Origin of the sequence: Halomonas sp. 5021 (genome assembly GCF_036663435.1) — a bacterium.
Lineage (GTDB): Bacteria > Pseudomonadota > Gammaproteobacteria > Pseudomonadales > Halomonadaceae > Vreelandella > Vreelandella janggokensis.
In genome coordinates, this window is the sequence record NZ_JAXOVU010000002.1 from 582,862 (window position 1) to 606,410 (window position 23,549).

A 23,549-nucleotide genomic window follows, 5' to 3' on the forward strand; every position below is an offset into this window, starting at 1 on the left:
CATGGTTGATTATTTTTTACGCCACCGGGCCGCCAGCTATTTGATGACCGTAGTACTGCTCGCCGGCGGCGCGCTTGCGTTTTTAGGTATGGGGCAGCTCGAGTTCCCCGAGTTCACCATCCGCAATGCGTTGATCACCACCCAATATCCCGGCGCGACCCCTGAAGAAGTAGAGCAGGAAGTCACTTCGACGCTGGAAGAGTCGATCCAGGGGATGTCGTCGATCAAGCGTATCAGCTCGGTAAGTTCCGACGGCCTCTCGCAGATTACCGTCGAGCTTGAAAGCACGGTACAGAACGAAGAGCTGGAGCAACTTTGGGATTCGCTGCGTCGTAACGTTCAGGACGCCCAGGCAGCGTTACCGCCGGGAGCCAGCCAGTCTCGAGTGAACGACGATTTTGGCGATGTATTTGGCTTTATGGTCAACCTGACCGGCGAAGGCTATAGCATGCCCGACCTTGCTGACCATGCCGATTTTCTCAAGCGTGAGTTGGCGCTGGTCGACGGGGTTGAAAAGGTATCGCTCGGCGGCGAGCACGAAGAGCGCATTTTTATCGAGGTCGACCGTGAGAAACTACGCGCGCTCAATATTCCGTTAACCCGCCTGCAACAGTTGCTCGACACGCAGAATGCGGTCGCCGACTCGGGGCATCTCGAACAGGATGGACGCCGCTTCCGTATTACCCCCACTGGCAGCGCGGCAAATATCGATGACCTGCGCGCGCTTATCGTCAGCGAGGGCGATGGCGAACTGGTACGGCTCAGCGATATCGCTGACATATCGCGTGAACTGGCGGAGCAGCCCCAGCAGCTTTACCGCGATATGGGTCGGCCGGCGATGTCGCTGGGCGTCTCCTTTGAAAGCGGTGTAAACGTGGTCGAGGTGGGAGAGCGACTGCAGCAGCGTCTGGATGAACTTCAGGCCCGCACGCCGCTGGGAATGGAGCTCAACGTGGTTTACGACCAGCCCCAGGTGGTCGATGAAGCCGTATCGGGCTTTTTGGTCAGCCTGATCCAGGCGGTGGCCATCGTCATCGTGGTGCTGATGCTGTTTATGGGATGGCGCAGCGGCCTGCTGATGGGGTTCATCCTGCTGATCACCATTATCGGCACCTTCATGCTGATGCGCTTCCATGGGTTGCAACTGGAAAAGATATCGCTGGGCGCGCTGATCATCGCCCTGGGTATGCTGGTGGATAATGCCATCGTGGTCACCGAGGGCATGCTGGTGGGGTTGAAACGCGGCCATACCATCCGTGATTCGGCCCATCAGGTGATCCGCCAGAACGCCTGGCCGTTGCTGGCCGCCACGCTCATCGCCATTGCCGCCTTTGCCCCGATTGGCCTGTCGCCGGATACCACCGGCGAGTTCATCGGCTCGCTGTTTTTCGTTCTGCTCTACTCGCTGCTGCTCAGCTGGATTACCGCACTGACGCTGACCCCTTTTTACTTCAAGCTGTTCTTTCGCAATGTGGCGCCCGGCGATGGCCAGGAGGACCCCTATAAAGGCATTGTGTATCGCGTTTTCAGCCGGGTGATTATCACCGGCATTCGGTTTCGCTGGGTCACGCTGGTGTTGGTGGTGGCGATACTGGCCGGGGCGGTGGTCGGCTTTGGTTCGGTGAAAAACGCCTTCTTTCCGGCGTCCAATACGCCAATCTTCTTTGTCGATTACCGCACGCCGGAAGGCACGGATATCCTCGAAACCCAGCGGCGCGTCAGCGAGCTGGAAGACAGCGTGATGGCGATGGACGGCATTCGCCATCTGACCACCACCGTGGGCGGCGGTGCACAGCGTTTTACGCTCACCTACTCGCCGGAAGACCGCTACTCGAGCTACGCGCAGCTGATTGTCGAAACCGACGATAAAGCCACCCAGCGTGAACGGATGGCCGATGTTGAGGAAGTGCTGAAGCGCCACCATGGTGATATCGACTATAAAATCGCCCCGCTGGAAGTCGGCCCCGCGCCAAAAGCCAAGCTGGAGGCGCGCTTTTACGGCAGCGACCCGGAAGTGTTGCGTCAGCTGGGTGATCAGGTTGAGGCCATGTTCCGCGATACGCCGCATATGACCAGTGTGCGGACCAGCTGGGGTAATCGCGTTCAGGCCATCGAACCGGTATTTATGGAAGACACCGCGCGCAGACTGGGCGTGACCCGCGAAGACCTGGCCGCCACGCTCGCATTGAGCACCAGCGGCAGCCAGGTGGGTATTTATCGCGACGGTAGTGACCTGATCCCCATGGTGGCGCGGGCGATCCCCAGCCAGCGCCACGACGTGGACAACCTCGGCTCGCTCAATGTGTGGAGCGAAGAGCAGGGGCGTTATATCACCGCCGACCAGGTGATCAGCGATATCAGGACCCAGGTGGCGGACCCGCTGATCAAGCGTCGCAACCGCGAACGCATGCTGGCGGTATATGGCGAGCCGGACCCGTTAAGCGGCGTGACCGCCGCCAGCGTACTGGCCGAGGTTCGTCCCGAGGTGGAAGACCTGGAGCTGCCGCCAGGCTACCGACTGGAGTGGGGCGGCGAGTATGAAACCGCAGGCGAAGCCCAGAGCGGGCTGTTCTCCTCACTGCCGTTGGGGCTGGTGATGATGTTTATCATCACCGTGGTGCTGTTCAACAATTTCCGCCAGCCGCTGGCCATCTGGTCGCTGGTGCCGCTGACGATTATCGGCGTGGTGGGCGCGCTGCTGCTCACTGGCTTGCCGTTCTCGTTCATGGCGCTGCTCGGCACGCTGAGCTTGATCGGCATGGTGATCAAGAACGCCATCGTGCTGGTAGAGGAAATCAACGTACAGCTACCGTTACACCAGGACCGCTACCATGCAGTGGTACGCGCCGCCATCAGCCGTGTCAGGCCTGTCGCCATGGCCGCGCTGACCACCATGCTGGGCATGATCCCGCTGATCAGCGACGCCTTCTTTGCCAGTATGGCGGTCGCGCTGATCGGCGGCCTGGGCGTCGCCACCTTGCTGACCCTGGTGGTGTTGCCGGTGGTCTACTGTGTACTGTACCGCATCAAGATCCATGCGGATTCATAACCCCTGGACACCTGTTTCATCACACCGCCTTGGCTAACCCAACCGAGGTGGTGTGATTTACCTGCCAAGCCTCAATACCTCTGATCACGCCTGCTGGATATCCGTAAGCGTTTTATCGTTGCAATTCTTCGTGTCGTTTCATAGTAAAAGAGAAAAGTCGATAACTTAGATTAATTAGTATTTTATTGATTAGTTGCTTTAAAACCTTCTTTGTTATTATATGAAGAGCTAGCATGATAATTAAAATTATTTTTTGTCTTAATATAAAGTAGGTGTTTTTCGGGCCGATAAAAATAATCCACACCTAAGCTAACTGATGTTCCATAACTTAAAACTGCTGGTATGTCTCCAGCTAAGATATATGGCATCTATAGCTAATATATGCCTTGGAGAAATACCGCACCATGAACCGTTTACTAAACAACGTTTCCGTCAAAATAGGGTTAACCCTCGTTCTCGCCATTTTTACAATATTAATTATCATTATCGCTTTACTTGGCCATCGGGCAGGCGAGGAAGGTAGCACGTCGATCAATGAAGTCGAGAGCGAGGCGGATCAAACGGTGGCTATTAAGCAAAGCCAACTATCAGTTGCCAACGCGCAGCTTTCCTATGTGAATAGTTATGTTTCAGCCTATGAAGGTGAAGCGCGCGCGGCCCGTAATTATCTGGATAGTGCAAGGGAGATGAAGCAAGAGGCACTGGCGTATTTTTCAGAATTTGAATCTTACGGAGTAGATTCAGAACTTGCTGAAACAGTGAGTTCTAATTTTTATAGTTTGGTAGAAGAGGGGCTGACGCCGCTGGAAGCCTCGCTGGAAGAAGGCGATGACGCTGAGTTTCGGAGGGTAAGGGAAGTGTCCAGCGATCTTAACCAGCAGTTTGTCGAGTCAGCTACCGTATATAATGATCATTTGGCTGAGAGCCGCAATCAAATGGTTGAAAATTTCGAACGTGACATGCAGTTGATTGGCTATATCGACATCGCCGTGTTGATATTGGCAGCCTTGATAGTGCTGTTCGTGCGCATCGCCATGGTGAGGGCAATTGTGAACCCCCTCAATGAGGCGGTAGGGCACTTCGAGCGCATTGCCCAAAATGATCTTTCCGGAAAAGTTGATTCACGCGGCCGCAATGAAATTGGCAAGCTGTTTAGTGCCATGCAGCATATGCAGAGCAACCTGGTTAAAACAGTCACCGAGGTGCGCAATAGCAGCGGTTCGATTCATATTGGCGCGCGGGAAATTGCCAGCGGCAACGCCGATTTGTCCTCGCGTACCGAGCAGCAGGCGGCATCGCTGCAAGAGACCGCAGCAAGTATGGAACAGCTAACGACAACGGTGAAACAGAACGCCGATAACGCTCGTCATGCGACCCAGTTAGCGCAAGATGCGTCTACCACGGCAAGCAGTGGCGGCGAGGTGGTAGAGCGAGTCATTACCACCATGCACGGCATCTCGGACAGCTCCAAGAAAGTCACGGATATTATCAGTGTTATCGACTCTATTGCCTTCCAGACCAATATTCTGGCGCTTAATGCGTCGGTGGAGGCAGCACGCGCGGGTGAGCAGGGTCGCGGCTTTGCGGTCGTGGCAAGCGAAGTACGTAACCTGGCCAGCCGTAGTGCTGACGCTGCCAAAGAGATCAAGGCATTGATCGAGGCGTCATCAACCCAGGTGAAAGAAGGTTCGGTATTAGTCGAAAGCGCCGGGGAAACTATGCGCGAGGTGGTGTCGTCGGTGCGCCGCGTGACCGATATCATGGATGAAATATCGGCCGCTTCTCAGGAGCAGAGTTCAGGTATTGAGCAGGTGAACCAGGCGGTTAGCCAGATGGACGAAGTCACCCAGCAGAACGCCGCGCTGGTTCAAGAAGCTTCATCGGCGGCAAGCTCGTTGGAAGATCAGGCGGCCAAGCTGGAAAGTGTCGTTTCGGCCTTTCGTCTGGCGGAAGGGGAAAGCCGCACTCAGCATGCCCCGCTCGCCGCGCCCCAAACGCAACCGGCACTCAGGCAGCCCGCCGCACGGGGTAGTCAGCAGACAAAGGCCGGGGAAGCCGCCGATCAAGACTGGGAAGAGTTTTAAGGTCAAGCGCCTGTGACGACTCATTGTTAGAGGCAGGAACGCCGCCCTCCAGGGGCGGCGTTTTTGTAGTGCGCCCATCCTCACAAAGGTGCGAGGCGACTCTTCCTTTATGGACGGGGCAGGTTGTGGGCAGCGCTAGAAGAACAGTGGCGCTGCCTTGCCGAGCGTCTGCGCCAATCCCCAGCCCAGCGGAATCAGCACGAGCACCCAGACTAGGCCTAGTTGCCAGGTGGGGGTCGTATCCTCATGTGTTGTCTGTTGCATGGTCAAAACTCCTATCTTGTCCTTCGTCTGTCCGGTCTGCCAGGTGGTGTCTGCTATGCACGGCACGAATCTTCAAGTTGCAGATCAGGCCTATCAACAGCAGCGCGACCATGATGTACATGGTCATGGTGTAGGCCTGGGCCTTTGCCACGCCCGCTTCAATCTGCATCTCTCGGAGATAGTTGACCAATACCGGCCCCATCACCCCTGCTGCGGACCAGGCCGTCAACAGTCGTCCGTGAATCGCCCCGACGTGCATGGTGCCAAACAAATCCTTGAGATATGCCGGAACGGTGGCAAAACCACCGCCATACATGCTGATGATGATGCAGTAGCACAGCACGTACAGGAAGACGTTGCCCAGCGAGGCGACAGGCGGAACCGCCGCATAGAGCCCCATGCCGAGTACGAAGAAGATCGTGTACGTATGTTTGCGTCCCAGATAGTCGGACATGGACGCCCAGAAAAATCGGCCTGCCATGTTGAACACGCTTAGCAGCCCCACAAAACCGGCTGCCGCAGCAGCTTCGATCTTTCCGGGCATCATTTCCTGTGACATCGCCGATGCTTGCCCCAGAACCCCGATACCCGCGCTGACGTTCAGGAAAAGCACCAGCCACACAAGATAGAACTGGGGTGTCTTCAACGACTGGTCAACATCGACGTTCGCCGTCGTGATCAATTTGCTGGAGGTTTCAGCGGGCGTGTAGCCTTCTGGTTGCCATCCCTCGGGAGGTAGCCGCACGATCAGGGCACCTAGGCACATGAAGCAGAAATAGATGATCCCCATGGTAAGGAAGGTGGCCCCAACCCCGGCTGATTGTGCACTGGCGAAATGATCCATGAGGTCGGTTGCCAGTGGCGCCCCGATCATGGCACCTCCCCCGAATCCCATGATCGCCATACCTGTGGCCATGCCTGGGCGATCGGGAAACCATTTGATCAAGGTCGAGACGGGCGAGATATAGCCTATCCCGATACCGATGCCGCCAATCACGCCGTAGCCGAGGTAGATGAGCCATAGCCAGTGAGCCCAGACGCCAATGGCGGATATCATCAAGCCACCACCGAAGCAGAAGGCGGCCAGGAACATGGCTTTGCGGGGACCGACGCGCTCAAGCCAGCGGCCGGTCAGGGCGGCGGCGAGGCCCAGGAAGACGATCGCCAGACTGAAGATCCACCCCAGTTCGGTGAGTTTCCAGTCGGCGGGTGTCTGCTCGTTGACACCAAGCAGGCGTGTCATGGGGAGGTTGAAGACGCTGAACGCATACACCTGCCCAATACAGAGGTGAATACATAAGGCGGCAGGGGGCACCATCCAGCGGTTGAAGCCGGGACGGGCGATGATTCGTTCCTTGCTGAGTAGCGGTGTCATTGTTGTTCTCTCCGGCAGGGTCAGAGATCCGACGAACCGACCCAACGGCTTGAGTCCGTTTAAGGTGACTCAAGGTAATCCCGCTGGGTGGTTGTGTTGATAAGACGACTCGACGGTGCGGCGTTCAAGTTGCCCCAAACTTAGTGGCTTCGTCGGCGCCGCCCGTAGTGTTACCCGTGCTGTAGGCATGGGCGCCGGCGCCGGCCAGTCCGCCCTGATCGACGATCAGATACTCGTCGCGGATGGGTCGATCTTCCAGCCAGCATTCGAGAATTTCCCGCGTCCCTGCGGCATAGCGTGCCTGTGCGGATAAGGTGGTGCCGGAGGTGTGGGGCGTCATGCCATGATGAGGCATGGTGCGCCATGGGTGATCCTTGGGCGCTGGCTGAGGAAACCAGACGTCACCGGCATAGCCGGCAAGCTGTCCGGACTCAAGCGCACGCACGATGGCCTCCCGGTCGCAAATCTTGCCGCGCGCCGTGTTGATGAGATAGGCGCCCCGCTTCATCTTGCCGAGCAGGGTGTCATTGAACATGTGCTCGGTTTCCGGATGCAGCGGGCAATGAATACTCACCACGTCACACACCTGAACCAGCGATTCCACGTCCGGGTGGTAGGTAAGGTTGAGCTCCTCTTCGATTTCTGTCGGCAGCCGGTGGCGGTCTGTGTAGTGCAGGTGAACATCGAAAGGCGCCAGTCGCCGTAATACTGCCAGGCCAATGCGTCCTGCCGCCACAACGCCACATTGCATGGCTTCCAGGTCATAAGCGCGCTGTGAGCAGTCGGCGATATGCCACCCCTGGTCGAGGACCCACTGGTAGGAAGGCAGATAGTTGCGAACCAAGGCCAGGATCTGCATCACGGCATGTTCCGAGACGCTGATGCTGTTGGAATACGTCACTTCGGCGACCGTGAGTCTATGCTCGGCAGCGGCTTCCAGATCGACGTGGTCGGAACCGATACCGGCGGTGATCGCCAGTTTGAGGTTAGGTGCCTTGGCGATGCGGTCTGCCGTCAGGTAGGCGGGCCAGAAGGGTTGGGAAATCACCACATCGCTGTCCGGTAGTTCGCGCTCGAAGGTCGAGTCCGGGCCATCCTTGTCCGATGTCACGACCAGCGTGTGGCCTTGACTTTCCAGGAACTGCCGTAGTCCTAGCTCACCGGAAACGCTGCCCAACAACTCCCCGGGGCGAAACCCGATGTCCTTGGGGGTTGGCAGTCGCTGGCCGTCGGGATAATGCTCCATTCGGGGTAGATCGTCACGTGGGTAGGACTGCGGATAGCCGTCTACGGGATCGTCGTAAAGCACGCAGAGAATCTTGGCCATGATGGATTGCCTCCCGGTCGTCGGGCGACCGTTGCTGAATGGGTTATTGCCAGTCGCTCTGATTGTGTCGATGGTGAACAGCAGGGGCGAGGGCTGGCTCTTTTCACTCTTGTAGAGCGAGCGGGTTCCAGCAAAGTGAACGTTTCGATGAGGTGATCGACAACGTTTATCAAAGTAAGCGATGGGTAGCCGTCATGTCGTCAAGGTGGGCGGTTCTACTTCCTGTTGCCAGTCCCGTTCGCCAGCCAGGCTGAACAAGGCATGGGTCACGGGGGGGAGTGGATCCCGTGCGGAGGCGATCAGCCCGATCAGCGGATCCGTTATCAGGGTGGGTAACGGAACGATGCTCAATGGGCTACCGCCAGTGAGCAGGGAGAGGCTGGCACCTGGCAGGATGCTGTACCAACCGCCATAGCGAACATGCGATAGCAAAGTGGTAAGGGAGTCGGTTTCCATGCGGTGCGCCGGTTTGACGCCCACTTCGTCGAAACGCGCATCGAGGATGCGACGGTTCTGCATGTCCTGGGTGAGCAGGCACAGTCGATAGCTCGCGGCTGCCTGCCAGTCGATGCTGTCGGTATGGGTCAGCTTGACGGCGGGTGGGCCGACGAGAAAATAGCGTTCCCGGTAAAGAGGATAGCGACGAACGCGGTTTAACGGCTCGTTATCGAGGTAGGTGATGCCCGCATCGAAGCCGAAATCATCGATGCCCTGCTGGATGGCATCGGAGGTGCAGGACTGAATGGACAGGCTAGCGTGCGGATAGTGCTCGACGAATTGCGTGGATAGGCAGCGGACAATGGGTAGCGCCGTCGGAATGACGCCCAGACGAAGCTGGCCTTCGAGCTGGGTACGCGAGTCGTGGAGGCTTTGTACCAGACTATCGTAGTCAGCTAGCATGCGCCGCGCCCAGGCGAGCACCTGCTCGCCTTCGGCGGTGAGTTGTTGATAGCGCTGGCCTCGTTCCACGATCAAGACACCAAAGGTATCTTCCAACTGCTTGATGCCGGCGGACAAGGTGGGTTGAGTCACATGACAGACGTTGGCGGCTCGTGCAAAGTGTCTTTCCCTGGCGAGCGCGTCCAGATAGGTCAGATAACGCATTTGTAACATGATCAACCTCGCAGTAAGGGCGATGTCATTCCACCAAAGCCCCTGATCGATTGTCATGCTTATCGTCTTCGAATGTAGCGACGAGCTTTGGCCAAACGCGGGTGAACGGGGATGAGTGATGAGTGGATCGCAGATAGAGCTCCAGACAGGTTCGGAGAGCACGATTTAAGTATCATAAGAAGAGTCGCTGGTGCCATCAATAGCAGATGATAATCGTTACTGATACGGGTGGGCATATCAGGCCTTTTGTCCGCACGCAAAACGCCACCGCCCTCACTCTGTGGGGCAGTGGCGTTTTATAGGGCGTTGATCAAGAGGAAGTCGTCGGACTAAAAGTCGAGGCCATGCGCCTACCGTCTGCTAAAGTGCCTTCCTCAGACTCCATTAATACGCTAAATGCTGGGCTGATGACGGAAGCTTAAAACACGGAGGCCTCACTGGTGTGCTACCCACCCCCTTCAATGAAGTCGCTAATTGCCTTCGAGGCCACGGCACGGCTGGGTTCGATGACGGCAGCCGCCGACGAGGAGCGCGCGACCCAGCCGACGATCTCGCAGCGTATTCGCGCGTTAGAAGAGACGCTTGGATTGCCCCTGTTTGATCGTCAAGGCGGCCGCCTGGTGCTTACCCCTCTGGGAGAAAGTTTCTATCGGGAGATGGCCCCCAACCTCAAGGCGATTCGTGAAGCCTGCGAAAGAGTCATCCACCAGGGAGCACGGCCCGCGCCCTGTGTTTCAATCGCGGCGGGTGCGGGGTTTACCCACCTGTGTTTGTTACCATTGCTGCCAGCGCTCAAACAGGCGTTCCCGACGTTAACCTTCAAGCTGGTGACGGTTGATCGTGCTGACGACCCTGAACTGCAAGCGGCAGATATAGCGATCCGTTTTGGCCCTTATATACCCCAGGAAGAGGCGGTGTTGCTGGCCAAAGAAGCGGTGTTCCCCGTATGCAGCCCTGACTACGCGCATTCGCAGGGTTTGACGGGAACGCTGACGACAGCGCAGCTTTCCCGTCTGGCGCTATTGCACCAGGATATCAAAGATCCCCGCTGGCTCGATTGGGCACAGTGGTGTCAGCATGCGGGGATGGGCCTGACGACGCCAAGAGACGAGGTCTTTGCCTACCATAATTATGCCCTGTTGCTGAATGCGGCTCTCGCACACCAGGGCGTGGCACTGGGTTGGTCACCTCTCGTCAAGGAGTATCTGGCAAGCGGTCAACTGGTGGCGCTCTCCCCGTGTGTGACCCGTGATGATTATGGCTACTGGCTCAGCGTCAAGCATCATCGCAGTGCCGTCATTGCGCCGGTCAGCGATTGGCTCATCAAAGCCATCGGTTAGCCGGTCTGCCCGACCGGCTATTGCGTTCTCCCGTCTGCTCAGGAGAAAGGGTGAATGCCACGCCACGCCAGTGGCGAGCGTCATCATTACGCCAACGGATGCTCTTCCCCAATAACGGCGGGATCGAAGGGTGTGCGTGAAAACACGCTGCGCAACATGGGTTCGAAGTGCTCAAGCGGAGGCGTGGGGTAGTCAGGGTCGAAGGCCGCCTGATCATAGCGCTCGCAGAAGTCCACGCAGCTCTGGTACCAGGGATGATCCCGGTAGCGGTCACGCTCGTTGGGATCTTCGCCGAAGTGATGGGCGTAGTAGACTTTCTGGAAGAGGCCATGGTGGTGCACGATCCAGGTGACCTCGGCGCGGACGTAGGGGCGGATGATCGACGCGGCCAACTGCGAGTGATTATAGGGCGCGAGTTCGTCGCCAAGATCGTGTAGCAGGGCGCCAATGATCATATCCTTATCGGCGCCGTCTGCCTCGGCACGGGCGGCTGTCTGGAGCGAATGCTCCAGGCGTGTTACCTGATAGCCGCTCAAACCGAGCTCGAGATGACGCAATGCCTGCAGGATGCGGTCGACCAAGCCTTGGTTGAACTCGTCTTCAAGCTGTTCGAGGAAGACGTATTCCTCGCGAGTGCCGTCTTTCATTTGCCGAAACTGAACCTGTTCCATGTTAAGCCACCTTTCCCATTAAACCTTGCTGTTTCATCAGGCTTGCGAAGCGTTCGCGCGGACCATCGGTGTCGAGATAGCACCCCTGTACATGGCGATGGCCCTCGTCGGTGTTGTAACTCGTTCGCCCGTGCAGAACTCGGCTGTTGTCGAACATCATCAAATCGCCAGCGGCGAGGGGAAAACGCACTTCGTAGGCGGGATCCGTCAACAGTTCACCGAGGCGTTGACGCGCCCGATGAAAGAGCCGTGTCTGGGCATCGGAGAGTAGCGGCAGGGCATCCAGGCGAGGACTGTAGTGAACGCCGGTGGGATGGCCGTCGTCGTTGGTCTGGATCATGGTGCGATGGGTGACCAGCTCAGTACCGGCATCAATGAAGCGAAAGCGCACCGGGGTACGCTTGAGCAGCGCGTAACCCTCGGGGTTTTCCGCGCGCAATTGCTCGAGCACCTTCAGGCTGTCGGCGAGCGTAGACAGCCCCCCCGTGGTTTCGTTAACCAGGCAGTGCAGCAGTTGAATACCCGGCACCGGGCTGCGGTAGGGATTATCGGTATGCGGCCCCAGTGCGACGCTACGATAAGCCAGGTCGTTGCCGGTCGGGCGGGAGTAGACCTCGAAATAACGGCCAAAATTGGTTTCCTTGACGTAGCCGAAGTGGCTGCCGACCTGGAGGATTTGCTCCGGGTCTGTCGGCACGCCTTGAAGGATGATGTAGCCGTACCGCAAGTAGGCGTCCAGTGACGCCTGGAAGTAGGCTGGATCGTCTAGCGTTCGGGGCCAGTCAAAACGAAGCCGGTCTTGATTGAGGCTCGCGTCCCAAGGCTCGGCGAAAGGGAAGTGGCTGGTTTCGTCCAGCTCATCGGCGAGTACGCGAAGATCATAGGTCTCCTTGTGGCCATCGCTAAACGCCAAAACAACGTGATGCTCGTCGACCAGGACTGCACTCTCGAGTGTCAGCGCCGAATCGATGGCATGGGAGTCGAATAGGCGTTGCTGTGTCATTGACTCTAACTGATCAGGCGCGCGTGTTCGCTCACGTAGCCACAGTGGGCTGATTTCCTGAGAGTGATCTCCTTCGTCAATGACAATGGAGGGGGGCTGTTCATGGACGATAAGTGCATGGCGGTTGGGCATGGCGGTCCTCCTCGATGGGTTGCGATTAGCTCGTTTGCTATGACGGGGAACATAGCGATTGAGCAACCAAGCGAGTAGCGTCTTTCTCTTATGCCATTCCATGCATTTTTTTTATACCCGCCCGGGATAATTCGATAGGTCTTGAAGAACGGAGTGGTGAAGGGACCCGGAGGCCAATGTGTGCTTGGGCTCAGGTGCCGAATAAATCGTTGGTCTGTTGGCGACAAGCACGTCATCGTACAGAGACTTACGTCGACCCGATGAACTGTTTCAACGCTGGCAATCCGCGCCAGTGAGGTTTCCCCATGACAGCACCCCCAATAGGGATAAGCCAGTCTCCTGGCGTGCCTTTCAAGACAACTGACGTTTCCCTACGTCACCGTTGTCTCGCCGAGAGGCAGGGCGGCTCGCATGACGTCCATGACCCCAGTGAACGGAAATCTCTTGTGCGACGTGCGCGTGCCGCGAAACGTCTCCCGGAGATACCAAAATGACGTCGCCACCCCGTAGGAACCGGTCAACAGTCGGCTGGCACGGTTTGCCGTTTCTACAATGGCTGCCACAGCAAACGACGCGTTCACTGCGCATCGATGCCATCGCGGGATTGACCGGCGCGGTACTGGTGCTCCCCCAAGGCGTTGCCTATGCACTACTGGCCGGTCTTCCCCCGGAGTACGGCCTTTATGCGGCCATTGTGCCGGTCATACTGGCGGCGCTGTTCGGTTCGTCCCGACAGATGGTCAGCGGGCCGGTGGCTGCCCTGTCGATCGCGCTCTTTTCCACCCTGCAGCCTTTTGCCGACGCAGGCTCCAGCGAGTTCATTACGCTGGCGATGACACTGACGTTCCTGGCGGGTCTCTTTCAGTTGCTGTTAGGCCTGGCGCGCTTGGGCGCGCTGGTCGAGTTGGTGTCGCATTCCGTCATCACCGGATTTACGGCAGGGGCCGCGCTGATCATTGCCGCCAGCCAGTTACCCCATGCGCTGGGGCTGGCGCAAATCGAAAGCGGCAACTTTCTTGCTATCTGGCCTCAGTTGATTGCTCGCTTCGAGGCGATAGAGCCCACGGCACTTTTCATCACGGTGTTTACCGTTGTCATCTGCTTGGTATTTCAGCGCTGGCTGCCACGCTGGCCGGGGATGATCGTGGCGATTGTGGCGGCCACGCTACTGGCCGCCTGGCTGGATCCAAGCCGTGAGATCGTCCAGCGCGTCACGTCTGTCCAGGCCGGGCTGCCTCCGCTATCAACCCCCGACCTTTCCCTGGAAAACCTGCGTTTGCTGACGCCAGGCGCCATCGCGTTGGGCCTGCTTGGGCTGGTGCAGTCGATTGCCATCGCCCGGGCCATCGCATCGCGAACGGGTCAACGGCTCGACAATAATCAGGAGTTCATCGGCCAGGGGCTATCTAACCTGGGCGGGGCTTTCTTCTCCGGTTTTATCTCTTCAGGATCACTGACGCGTTCTGGGCTCAACGCCAGCGCAGGCGCCTGTTCACCCCTGGCCGCCCTGTTCTCGGCGCTGTTTCTGGTGCCTATTCTGCTGGTGGCCTCTCCATTACTGAAATACATGCCGATGCCGGCCATTGCGGGGCAACTGCTATTGATCGCCTTCAAGCTGGTCGACTGGAAAAGTATCCGCGAGTCACTGACGCTAAGCCGCTCGGAAGCCACGGTATTGCTGATTACCTTTTTAAGCACGCTGATCGTGGCGCTGGAGTTCGCGATCTACCTGGGCGTGCTGGCCTCGTTGATACTTTATTTGCGCCGCACCACTCGGCCACCGGTGGTGGAGAGCGACCTGTCCCAGGCGCCGTTGACGATTCAGCAAGTCGTGGAAGCGCAGTACTGCGATGTTGTCAGGATCGACGGTTCCCTGTTTTTCGGTGCTTGCGACTCGATAGCCCGCAGGCTGGAGCGTTGCGAACAGCCCGATCTTGTCATCCTGGCGGCGGGCATCAATTTCATCGACCTCAACGGCATTCATCTTCTACAGCGCCAGGCGCGCCTTTGCCATGCCCGGGGCGGCAAGCTGCACCTGGCCTGGATCAAGCCCAGTGTCGTCGCCCGCCTACAACGCGTGGGGCTGGTCGGCGACGCGCAACCGAGCGGGCCATTTGTGGCCATTACCTTGTGAGAGACGTGGTCGGGTTTTTCTGATGACAACGTTTCGAGCAATACGTCATTTCACTTCGCAAGGCGGTCTTTAATGACCATAAGAGAGTAGCGACAACTCGATCACTACAATAAGGAGATAGACCCTATGGGCTTCTTAAATAAACGGGCTTCGTCGACGTACGACGATAGCGACATGCAGACGGATTATGTTGTCGGGCAGGACAACATCAAGGGCAGTGTGGGGCCCATCGGCTTTGACATTCACAACCGTGTCTTTGTCCTATCCGCCCTCGCCTCGTTGATTTTCATCGTGCTGACCCTGATGTTTCCGGCGCAGGCAGGAGAGCTTTTCCAATCCATCGTCAGCTTCTCGACGCGCACGCTGGACTGGTACTTCATGATCCTGGTGGATTTCTTCGTTCTCTTCTGCCTGGTGCTGATCGTGCTTCCCCATGGCAAGGTGAGACTGGGTGGGCCGGATGCCCGGCCGGAACACAGTTACCTGTCTTGGTTCGCACTGTTGTTTACCGCGGGTATCGGGATCGCCTTGCTGTTCTTCAGCGTGCTGGAACCGGTTTATCATGCGAATGTGTCGTCGCCCTTAGGCACCCCTTCACCCTTCGGCGCCGACGGTGCGCTGAATCTGGCCGCGGTTGACGAAGCCTCGGCCATGGGGTTGGCGGGGACCTTTCTACACTGGGGGCTGCACGGCTGGGCCGTCTACGCGGTGATGGCGCTCGCCCTGGCACTCTTCAGCTATAACAAGGAACTGCCGTTTTCTATTCGCTCGATCTTCTTTCCCATCCTGGGGGATCGCGTATGGGGCTGGTGGGGTCACGGGATCGATATCCTGGCGGTGTTTTCCACCTTGTTCGGCTTGGCCACGGCACTGGGCTTGGGCGCCCAGCAGGCCAACGCGGGACTGAATTTCGTCTTCAGCATGGCCATCAATACCACGACCCAGGTCATTATCATTGCCCTGGTCACCGCGGTGGCGCTGGTGTCGGTATGGCGCGGCCTCGAGGGGGGCGTCAAGCGACTCTCCGAGATCAATATGGGGGCATCCGTGTTGTTCTTCCTCTTCGTGCTGTTCGCCGGCCCGACCCTGATGGCGATCAGCGGCATGTGGACAGGAATCAGCCATTATGTGACGGAATTCATTCCGCTATCGGCACCCTTTGGTCGTGACGATGACGCCTATCGCCAAGCCTGGTCGGTCTTTTACTGGGCTTGGTGGGTCAGCTGGGCGCCTTTTGTCGGCATGTTCGTCGCGCGGGTGTCCAAAGGGCGTACTGTGCGTGAATTCTTGCTGTGCGTGCTGATCGTGCCGAGTCTTTTTATCTTTATCTGGATGGGGGTATTCGGCAGCATCGCGCTGGATCAGCTCTATACCAATCCCGCCGCCAGTCTGGTCAAGGAGTACGTGATCGATAGCTACCGTCCCGAATTGGCCCTGTTCGGCATGCTCAATGAGCTACCACTGACGGGCTTGATGTCGACCCTTGGGATCATCCTGGCGCTGACCTTCTTCGTGACGTCATCGGATTCCGGCTCTCTGGTGATCGATACCATCACCGCTGGCGGCAAGATCGAAGCACCGCGGCCTCAACGCATGTTCTGGGCGACGGTGGAGGGGCTGATTGCCATTGTATTGTTGATCGGTGGCGGATTATCGGCGCTTCAGGCGGGTGTCACGGCGACGGCCATCCCCTTTTCCATCTTGATGCTGCTGATGTGCTACGCCATCATCCGCGCCCTGAACGGCGAGCTGCGCCGTATGCGCCACGCAAGTTGACGTGATCTTCCCTTTGCCGGACAAGACGTCCGGTAGAGGGGCTTTTACCATCCTCACAAGAAAAAACGCCCGTACCTAAGGTACGGGCGTTTATGTTGCTTGCCGAGTCGGCTCAGGCGAGGTGATTCGCCATGGCCTTATTCGCCACGGGGATAACGCTGGGCTTCTTCGACTTCGTTGAGATCCATGTGGTTACGCATGTAACGCTCGGAAGCGTCCTGAAGCGGCTGATAGTCCCACGGATAGTAGTGGCCATTGCGCAGGGCCTCGTAGACGATCAGGCGCTGCGCCTGGGAGGCGCGCACGTCGGTATCGAAGGCTTTCATGTCCCAGCGCTCGTGCACCTTGGCCTGATAGTCGGCCACTACCTCAGCGTAGTCGGGATGCGCCGCCAGGTTGTGCTGCTCCAGCGGGTCGGTCTCAAGGTCGAATAGTTGCGGTGGATCGATCTCGCAATAGTTGAACTTCAATTTGCCCTCGCGGATGGTCACGATCGGCGAGTAGCTGGCCTCGGCGGCGTATTCCATGTATACCGGCGCGTCGCGCTTCTCGCCTCGGGTCAAGGGAAGTAGCGACTGGCCATCGGTATAGGGGGCGATAGAAGACAGATCGATGCCGACCAGGTCGGCGATGGTGGTATTGATATCGATGATCGATACCGGATCCTCGACATTGCGCGGTTCGATCCCCGGTGCAGACAGCATCAGCGGTACCCGCGAAGAGCCTTCATAGGGACTCATCTTGAACCACAGGCCCTTCTCGCCCAGCATATCGCCGTGGTCGGCGCAGACCACGATAATCGTGTTGTCGAGCATGCGGGTGCGTTCGAGTACGTCGAGAACGCCGCCGATCTTGTCATCGATATAGGAGATGTTGGCGAAATAGCCCTGGCGAGCATTGCGCACGTCCTGGGGCTGGATATTGAACTTGGTATAGTCGTTGGCTTCGAAAATCCGCTGGGAGTGCGGATCCAGCTCATCGAAGGGTACGGGCCCTTGCTGGGGCTCTAGATACTCGCAGTCGTTATATAAATCCCAGTATTGGCGACGCGCCACATAGGGGTCGTGCGGATGAGTAAAGCTGACGCACAGCGCCCAAGGACGCTCGTCATGACCGCGCGACAGGTCGTACAGCTTCTGCTCGGCGTGGAACGCGACTTCGTCGTCGTATTCCATCTGATTGGAAATTTCGGCAACGCCAGCGCCTGTCACCGACCCCAGGTTGTGGTACCACCAGTCGATACGCTCACCTGGCCTGGTGTAGTCAGGTGTCCAGCCGAAATCAGCCGGGTAGACATCCGTGGTCAGGCGTTTCTCGAAGCCATGGAGCTGGTCCGGGCCGACGAAGTGCATCTTGCCTGACAAGCAGGTGGAATAACCGGCGCGGCGCAAATGGTGCGCCCAGGTCGGCACGCTTGAGGGAAACTCCGCCGCGTTGTCGTACACCCCGGTGCGGCTTGGCAGCTGGCTCGACATGAAGGCGGCTCGCCCCGGTGCACACAGGTAGCTTGGCGTATAGGCATTGTTGAAGTTGACCGAGCGCTTGGCCAGTTTCTTGAGGTTGGGCGCATGCAAAAAGTCGGCGGGGCCATCCTTAAAGAGTGTGCCGTTGAGCTGGTCGGCCATTAGCACCAATACATTAGGCTTTGTCATATGGGAATCTCCCTGGCGAGTATGGTTGGCGTTCGAAGCTGCGTATAAGCGCAACTTCTATCCCCGTACAATGACGTGCCCGGAGCAGGTAAACCAACGATTTATTCGCCCCCTGAGCCCTAACTCACATTGGTCTCCGGCAGAACCGACGATCCAGTGATCGTCTCTGTTACCGCCATTAATGTATCAAGGCGCTGAATTGATCAGTCAAGCGAGGAGGTTCACGCTCATTGACGTTCGGGGGGGGGGAGCCGTTCAATCAGGCCGAGGCCCATATGGATGAGGTGACACAGAAAAACGCCACCGCCCTCACTCAGTAGAGACGTTGGCGTTTTATAGGGCGTTAATCAAGAGGCCGCGCGGAAGGGGTTGCGCGGGTCGTCATCCCAGGCCAGGAAGGGCTTGCCGGTTTCCTGGGGCACCATGGTGATGCAGTTCTCCACCGGGCAGGTGATCTGGCACAGGTTGCAGCCCACGCACTCTTCCTCGATGACTTCGTAGCGGCGCGCGCCATCCTGCTCGGTGAGCTTGGCAATCGACTGGTGGGAGGTATCCTCGCAGGCGATATAGCAGCGGCCGCACTCGATGCACAGGTCCTGATCGATCTTGGCGATGGTCTTGAAGTTGATATCCAGATGCTTCCAGTCGGTCGTCTGGGGGATCGCCTTGCGCGAGAACGCCTCGATCGAGTCGTAGCCTTTTTCCGCCATCCAGCGGGAAAGGCCGTCTTTCATCTCCTCCACAATGCGAAAGCCGTTGAGCATCGCCGCGGTACATACCTGCACGCTGCCAGCCCCCAGGGCGATAAACTCTGCTGCATCCCGCCAGGTGGCAATGCCGCCAATGCCAGAGATTGGCAGCGTGGGCGTCGCCGGGTCGCGGGCAATTTCCGCCACCATGTTCATCGCGATGGGTTTGACGGCGCTGCCGCAGTAGCCGCCGTGGGTGCTCTGGTGGCCGACGGTGGGTTTGGCGACCATGTTGTCCAGGTCGATGCTGGTGATCGAGTTGATGGTGTTGATCAGCGACACCGCATCGGCGCCGCCGCGCAGTGCCGCTTGGGCGCCCACGCGAATATCGGTGATGTTAGGCGTCAGCTTGACGATCACCGGTTTGGAGTAGTGTTTCTTGCACCAGTAGGTGACTTTTTCGATCAGGTCCGGGTTTTGGCCCACCGCCGCACCCATGCCGCGTTCGGGCATGCCGTGGGGGCAGCCCAGGTTGAGCTCGATGCCGTCGGCGCCGGTGGCTTCCACGCGCGGCAGTATATAGGCCCAGGCCTCTTCATTGCAGGGCACCATAATGGAAACGATCAATGCCCGGTCGGGCCAGTCCTTCTTCACCTGGGTGATTTCTTCGAGATTGATCTCAAGCGAGCGGTCGGTAATCAGCTCGATATTGTTAAAACCGATCACTTCGCGGTTCTTGCCGTAGTGGGCCGAATAGCGCGACGACACGTTCACTGCGGGCGGCTCTTCGCCGAGGGTTTTCCACACCACGCCGCCCCAGCCCGCTTCATAGGCGCGTACCACGTTGTAGGCCTTGTCGGTGGGCGGGGCGGACGCCAGCCAGAACGGGTTGGGGGCTTTGATGCCGGCGAAATTGACTGATAGATCAACGCCGTTGACCACGCTATCGCCGCTGTCGTGCTTGCCCGGTGGGGTAAAATTGAGGGTATTCATGCGGCCTCCTGCTTGGCGACGAGCGCCTGATGAATGGCGTGGGCGGCAAGCTTGCCGTGCTGCACGGCCTGAACGGTGAGGTCCTGGCCGGGTTTTACACAGTCACCGCCGGCGTAAACGTTGGGCAGCGAGGTGCGCAGCATGTCATCGACCTGAATGCGCTCGCCGTCGCGGGCGAGTTCGGCGGCGGTGGCGTCGCGAAGGCTTGCCCCTTCAAAGCCCTGACCAATCGCCTTGAAGATGGCGTCGGCGGCAATCTCGAAGGTGTCGCCGGTCGCCGTCAGTTGCCCCGCTTGTTCCTGGGTCTTGGCAAAGCGCATGCCGGCTACCCGGCCTTGGCTGTCCAGCAGGATGTCGTCGGGCTGTGCCCAGGTGACCATGCGCACGCCGTTGGCTTTGGCGATCTCCTGTTCGTGGTCGGTGGCTGACATCGCCTCGACGCCGCGACGGTAGACCAGCGTCACCTCGGTGGCGCCCAGGCGGGCCATCTGGGTCGCCATGTCGATGGCGGTATTGCCTGCGCCAATCACGATGCAGCGCTTGGCCACGGCTAGGCTGCCCAGGTCATCGGTTTGGCGCAGGGTCTTGATGTAGTCCACGGCGGGCATCAGGCCGGGTGCTTCATCGCCGGTAAGCCCCAGGGCGCGGCTGGTACCTAGCCCAAGGCCGAGAAATACACTGTCGTACTGCTGATGCAGGGCGGCCAGTTCCAGGTTGTCGCCCAGGCGCTGGCCGTACTGGATGTCGATGCCGCCGATCTCGAGCAGAAACTCGACTTCCTTACGGGCGAAGTCATCGGTCATCTTGTAGCGGGCGATGCCGTACTCGTTAAGTCCGCCGGGCTTTTGCTCGGCCTCGAAGATGGTTACCTGATGGCCGAGCATCGCCAGTCGGTGTGCGCAGGCGAGCCCAGCGGGGCCGGCGCCGACCACGGCAATATGCCGACCGGTGGTGGCAGCCCGCTTGAACGGGTGACCATCGAACTGCATGTTGTCGGTGGCGTGACGCTGAAGCAGGCCGATCAGCACCGGTTGGCACTCGGCGTCGTGGTTGCGCACGCAACTACGCTCGCAAAGGATTTCCGTTGGGCACACCCTGGCGCAGCTGCCGCCCAGGATGTTGGCTTCCAGGATGGTTTCCGCCGCGCCGTTGATGTTGTTTTCGCTGATCTGGCGAATGAAGCTCGGGATGTCGATCTCCGACGGGCAGGCCTCCACGCAGGGCGCATCGAAGCAGTAGAGACAGCGCTGGCTTTCGATCATCGCCTGTCGGTGCGTCAGCGGTGGGTGAAGATCGCTAAAGTTGCTTGCCAGCGTAGATGGGTCGTAAGTGCCGACCTCTTTGGCGCTGGGTAGATGGTTCAGTTGGCTAGTCACGGTAGAGCCTCCGCTGTTGTTATGGGCACAGCTGTTGGTCTTGGTCGTTCTTTATGGGTCAGCGCTTGACCGCCGTCGGCGCATTCAGCTCGGCGCGCTTGGCCAGCAGCTCGAACATGCCGGGGTAGGCGGGGCGCTCTAGGTAACGGCCTGCGCCGCGCTCGGCGCGCAGCTCACCGTCGCGCCACACCCATTTGCCCTGGCTGATGGTATGGCGGGGGATGCCGCGCACCGTTTTGCCTTCGAAGATGTTGAAGTCGACGTTCTGGTGGTGGGTCTTGGCGGAGATCGTGCGCGTGCCGTTGGGGTCCCACACCACGATATCGGCATCCGCGCCCACCTGAATGGCGCCCTTGCGGGGGTAGAGGTTGAAGATCTTGGCGGTGTTGGTCGACGTCAAGGCGACGAATTCCTGGGGGGACAGCTTGCCGGTGTTGACGCCTTCGTCCCACAGTACGGCCATGCGGTCTTCGACCCCGGCGGTGCCGTTGGGAATCTTGGTGAAATCGTCCTTGCCCGCGGCTTTCTGGTCGGCGCAGAAACAGCAGTGGTCGGTGGCGGTGGTCTGCAGGTTGCCGGACTGCAGGCCGTGCCAAAGCGCTTCCTGGTGGCCCTTGGGGCGGAAGGGTGGGCTCATCACATGCGCCGCGGCACGGCCCCAGTCGGTATCCTGGTACACGCTGTCGTCGATCATGAGATGACCGGCCAGGCATTCGCCGTAAACCTGGTGCCCCTGGTCGCGGGCGTAGGCAATTTCGTCTACCGCGTCCTTGGTGGAAACGTGCACCAGATAAATCGGTGCGCCCAGGGTGCTGGCGATACGAATGGCGCGGCTGGCCGCCTCGCCTTCCACCTGGGGCGGGCGCGAAAGCGGGTGGGCTTCCGGTCCGGTGATGCCCTGGGCGAGCAGTTTCTGCTGCATGTGATAGACCAGCTCGCCGTTTTCGGCATGCACCGTCGGCACCGCGCCCAGTTCCAGGCAGCGCGAGAAGCTTTCCACCAGAATGTCATCGGTGGCCATAATGGCACCCTTGTAGGCCATGAAGTGCTTGAAGCTGTTGACCCCGTGCTTCTGCACCAGGGTGCCCATTTCCTCGCGCACGCTATCGTCCCACCAGGTAATCGCCACGTGGAAGGCAAAGTCGGTGGCGGCTTTTTCGGCCCAGCCCTGCCAGGTTTCGAAAGCCTCCAGCAGCGATTGCCCTGGCTGAGGAATCACGAAATCGATGATGGACGTGGTGCCGCCCGCCAGCGCGGCCGCGGTGCCGGTGTAGAAGTCTTCGCTGGCCACGGTGCCCATGAACGGCAGCTGCATGTGGGTATGAGGATCGATACCGCCGGGCATCACCAGCTGGTCGCTGGCATCGACGATCTCGCAATCAGCGGGAACGTCTAGATGGGTGCCGATGGCGTGGATTTTACCGTCGACGCAGAGCACGTCGGCGCGGTAGGTATCGGTATTGGTGACGATGGTGCCGCCCTTGATCAATAGGCTCATTGTTCGCTCCTTGGCTTATCAGGTGGCCTGGCTACTCGCCGTCGGTCAGACGGGTGTAGGTTTCCGGGCGGCGGTCGCGGAAGAACTGCCAGTTGTTGCGTACCTCGCGCACCATGTCCAAATCGATCTCGTGGACCAGCAGTTCATCCTCGGTTTCGCTGGCCTGGGCCTCGATCTTGCCGCGCGGGTTAACGATATAGCTGGAGCCGTAGAAATTGCCGATATTCCACGGTGCCTCGGTACCCACGCGGTTGATGGCGGCGATAAAGCAGCCGTTGGCGGCGGCCGAGGCGGGCTGCTCCAGCTCCCACAGGTATTGGGAGAGCCCGGCGACGGTGGCGGAAGGGTTGAAAATCACCTCGGCGCCGTTGAGTGCCAGCGCCCGCCAGCCCTCGGGGAAGTGGCGGTCATAGCAGATATACACGCCGATTTTGCCAAAGGCGGTATCGAACACCGGCCAGTTGGATTGGCCCGGCTTGAAGAAAAACTTCTCCCAAAAGCCCGCGATCTGGGGGATATGCGTTTTGTGGTACTTGCCCAGGTAGCTGCCGTCGGCATCGAACACCGCGGCGGTGTTGTAGTACACGCCGGTCTCGGTTTCCTCAAAGACGGGGACGATGATGACCATGCGGTGCTTGGCGGCGAGTTTCTGCATCATCTGGCAGGTGGGGCCCTCCGGCACCTGCTCGGCGGCGGCATACCACTTGCCGTCCTGGCTGGGGCAAAAGTAGGGCTGATTGAACACTTCCTGGAAGCAGAGCACCTGCACGCCCTGTTCTGCCGCTTTCTCGATCATCGGCAGGTGGGCTTCGTTCATGGCGTCGCGGATGGCCGCGGGTTCCAGGTCGGTGCTGGTTTTCAGGCCCATTTGAATCAGGCCGATTTTCATCTTCTGCATCAGACAATCCCTCTTATTTGCGTTAGGCCAAAATATTGATGTTATTTGATGTTCTGTTTTAAGCGGGTGGTTTTAAAAACTGACCATTGAGACAGCTTTTAAGAAAGTATCGTCAGGTTGTGCGTTTTAGCAAGTCAGTTGGTGGTTTTTTTAAGATGGAGTTTAACTCATTGAG

At 58.7% G+C, this 23,549-nt stretch carries 16 protein-coding genes; 5 read left to right on the forward strand and 11 right to left on the reverse strand.

Annotated elements, in window-relative coordinates; all coding sequences use genetic code 11:
* Position 1 precedes the first annotated feature (1 nt).
* Together R3F64_RS06380 and R3F64_RS06385 are read left to right on the forward strand one after the other, a co-directional pair.
* Positions 2–3,049 carry an efflux RND transporter permease subunit gene (locus R3F64_RS06380; protein WP_332610488.1) on the forward strand — a complete coding sequence of 1,016 codons (3,048 nt, stop codon included), beginning with the start codon at positions 2–4 and terminating at the stop codon, positions 3,047–3,049.
* 404 nt (positions 3,050–3,453) lie between these two features.
* Complete coding sequence (locus tag R3F64_RS06385; RefSeq protein WP_332610489.1) at positions 3,454–5,133, forward strand: methyl-accepting chemotaxis protein; 1,680 nt, start codon at positions 3,454–3,456, stop codon at positions 5,131–5,133.
* 135 nt (positions 5,134–5,268) lie between these two features.
* Here the strand turns inward: R3F64_RS06385 and R3F64_RS06390 are convergent, their stop codons facing one another.
* The 4 genes from R3F64_RS06390 to R3F64_RS06405 all read right to left on the reverse strand — a co-directional run bounded on the left by R3F64_RS06390 (position 5,269) and on the right by R3F64_RS06405 (position 9,269).
* Positions 5,269–5,397 carry an MFS transporter small subunit gene (locus R3F64_RS06390; RefSeq protein WP_332610491.1) on the reverse strand — a complete coding sequence of 43 codons (129 nt, stop codon included), beginning with the start codon at positions 5,395–5,397 and terminating at the stop codon, positions 5,269–5,271.
* Positions 5,378–6,772: an L-lactate MFS transporter gene (locus tag R3F64_RS06395; RefSeq protein WP_085919766.1), complete on the reverse strand. Its 1,395-nt coding sequence runs from the start codon at positions 6,770–6,772 to the stop codon at positions 5,378–5,380. The genes R3F64_RS06390 and R3F64_RS06395 overlap by 20 nt, the downstream gene beginning before the upstream one ends.
* 124 nt (positions 6,773–6,896) lie before the next feature.
* Positions 6,897–8,099, reverse strand: a complete 1,203-nt coding sequence (locus R3F64_RS06400; RefSeq protein ID WP_332610493.1) for an NAD-dependent formate dehydrogenase — start codon at positions 8,097–8,099, stop codon at positions 6,897–6,899.
* 192 nt (positions 8,100–8,291) lie between these two features.
* The gene (locus R3F64_RS06405; protein WP_332610494.1) at positions 8,292–9,269 is read right to left on the reverse strand and encodes a LysR family transcriptional regulator; all 978 of its coding nucleotides are present in this window, start codon (positions 9,267–9,269) and stop codon (positions 8,292–8,294) included.
* 383 nt (positions 9,270–9,652) lie between these two features.
* Here R3F64_RS06405 and R3F64_RS06410 point away from each other — a divergent pair, with 383 nt between their 5' ends.
* Complete coding sequence (locus tag R3F64_RS06410) at positions 9,653–10,552, forward strand: LysR substrate-binding domain-containing protein (protein ID WP_139839385.1); 900 nt, start codon at positions 9,653–9,655, stop codon at positions 10,550–10,552.
* An 86-nt stretch (positions 10,553–10,638) separates the two neighbouring features.
* On the opposite strand, the gene R3F64_RS06415 is transcribed toward R3F64_RS06410, so the two are convergent.
* Together R3F64_RS06415 and R3F64_RS06420 are read right to left on the reverse strand one after the other, a co-directional pair.
* Positions 10,639–11,223 carry an HD domain-containing protein gene (locus tag R3F64_RS06415; protein WP_085919770.1) on the reverse strand — a complete coding sequence of 195 codons (585 nt, stop codon included), beginning with the start codon at positions 11,221–11,223 and terminating at the stop codon, positions 10,639–10,641.
* 1 nt (position 11,224) lies between these two features.
* Positions 11,225–12,358 (reverse strand): TauD/TfdA family dioxygenase, encoded by a 1,134-nt coding sequence (locus R3F64_RS06420; protein WP_199284075.1) that lies wholly within the window; start codon positions 12,356–12,358, stop codon positions 11,225–11,227.
* Between the two features lie 490 nt (positions 12,359–12,848).
* On the opposite strand from R3F64_RS06420, the gene R3F64_RS06425 reads away from it, so the two are divergent.
* On the forward strand, positions 12,849–14,492 hold the full coding sequence (locus R3F64_RS06425; protein ID WP_332610500.1) for a SulP family inorganic anion transporter: 1,644 nt from the start codon (positions 12,849–12,851) through the stop codon (positions 14,490–14,492).
* 174 nt (positions 14,493–14,666) lie between these two features.
* Positions 14,667–16,268, forward strand: coding sequence for a BCCT family transporter (locus tag R3F64_RS06430; RefSeq protein WP_332610502.1), 1,602 nt, complete (start codon positions 14,667–14,669; stop codon positions 16,266–16,268).
* Positions 16,269–16,405: 137 nt separating this feature from the next.
* Here R3F64_RS06430 and betC read toward each other — a convergent pair whose 3' ends face one another.
* From betC to R3F64_RS06455, 5 genes are all read right to left on the reverse strand, one after another.
* Positions 16,406–17,920, reverse strand: a complete 1,515-nt coding sequence (gene betC, locus R3F64_RS06435) for a choline-sulfatase (RefSeq protein ID WP_332610504.1) — start codon at positions 17,918–17,920, stop codon at positions 16,406–16,408.
* 347 nt (positions 17,921–18,267) lie between these two features.
* A complete protein-coding gene (gene preA / locus R3F64_RS06440) occupies positions 18,268–19,602 on the reverse strand; it encodes an NAD-dependent dihydropyrimidine dehydrogenase subunit PreA (protein ID WP_085919774.1) in 1,335 nt (444 codons plus the stop codon).
* Complete coding sequence (locus tag R3F64_RS06445) at positions 19,599–20,978, reverse strand: NAD(P)-dependent oxidoreductase (RefSeq protein WP_332610506.1); 1,380 nt, start codon at positions 20,976–20,978, stop codon at positions 19,599–19,601. The genes preA and R3F64_RS06445 overlap by 4 nt, the downstream gene beginning before the upstream one ends.
* Positions 20,979–21,036: 58 nt before the next feature.
* The gene (hydA, locus tag R3F64_RS06450; protein WP_332610508.1) at positions 21,037–22,476 is read right to left on the reverse strand and encodes a dihydropyrimidinase; all 1,440 of its coding nucleotides are present in this window, start codon (positions 22,474–22,476) and stop codon (positions 21,037–21,039) included.
* A 31-nt stretch (positions 22,477–22,507) separates the two neighbouring features.
* Positions 22,508–23,374 (reverse strand): nitrilase-related carbon-nitrogen hydrolase, encoded by an 867-nt coding sequence (locus R3F64_RS06455; RefSeq protein ID WP_253025976.1) that lies wholly within the window; start codon positions 23,372–23,374, stop codon positions 22,508–22,510.
* Positions 23,375–23,549 lie beyond the last annotated feature (175 nt).

Excerpts from the sequence above, each read along its gene's own strand:
- R3F64_RS06405 (WP_332610494.1), bottom strand. The coding sequence starts at position 9,269 with ATGACAATCGATCAGGGGCTTTGGTGGAATGACATCGCCCTTACTGCG.
- R3F64_RS06420 (WP_199284075.1), bottom strand. The coding sequence starts at position 12,358 with ATGCCCAACCGCCATGCACTTATCGTCCATGAACAGCCCCCCTCCATT.
- R3F64_RS06430 (WP_332610502.1), top strand. The coding sequence starts at position 14,667 with ATGCAGACGGATTATGTTGTCGGGCAGGACAACATCAAGGGCAGTGTG.
- R3F64_RS06455 (WP_253025976.1), bottom strand. The coding sequence starts at position 23,374 with ATGCAGAAGATGAAAATCGGCCTGATTCAAATGGGCCTGAAAACCAGC.
- R3F64_RS06395 (WP_085919766.1), bottom strand. The coding sequence starts at position 6,772 with ATGACACCGCTACTCAGCAAGGAACGAATCATCGCCCGTCCCGGCTTC.
- R3F64_RS06380 (WP_332610488.1), top strand. The coding sequence starts at position 2 with ATGGTTGATTATTTTTTACGCCACCGGGCCGCCAGCTATTTGATGACC.
- betC (WP_332610504.1), bottom strand. The coding sequence starts at position 17,920 with ATGACAAAGCCTAATGTATTGGTGCTAATGGCCGACCAGCTCAACGGC.
- hydA (WP_332610508.1), bottom strand. The coding sequence starts at position 22,476 with ATGAGCCTATTGATCAAGGGCGGCACCATCGTCACCAATACCGATACC.
- preA (WP_085919774.1), bottom strand. The coding sequence starts at position 19,602 with ATGAATACCCTCAATTTTACCCCACCGGGCAAGCACGACAGCGGCGAT.
- R3F64_RS06385 (WP_332610489.1), top strand. The coding sequence starts at position 3,454 with ATGAACCGTTTACTAAACAACGTTTCCGTCAAAATAGGGTTAACCCTC.
- R3F64_RS06425 (WP_332610500.1), top strand. The coding sequence starts at position 12,849 with ATGACGTCGCCACCCCGTAGGAACCGGTCAACAGTCGGCTGGCACGGT.
- R3F64_RS06390 (WP_332610491.1), bottom strand. The coding sequence starts at position 5,397 with ATGCAACAGACAACACATGAGGATACGACCCCCACCTGGCAACTAGGC.
- R3F64_RS06400 (WP_332610493.1), bottom strand. The coding sequence starts at position 8,099 with ATGGCCAAGATTCTCTGCGTGCTTTACGACGATCCCGTAGACGGCTAT.
- R3F64_RS06415 (WP_085919770.1), bottom strand. The coding sequence starts at position 11,223 with ATGGAACAGGTTCAGTTTCGGCAAATGAAAGACGGCACTCGCGAGGAA.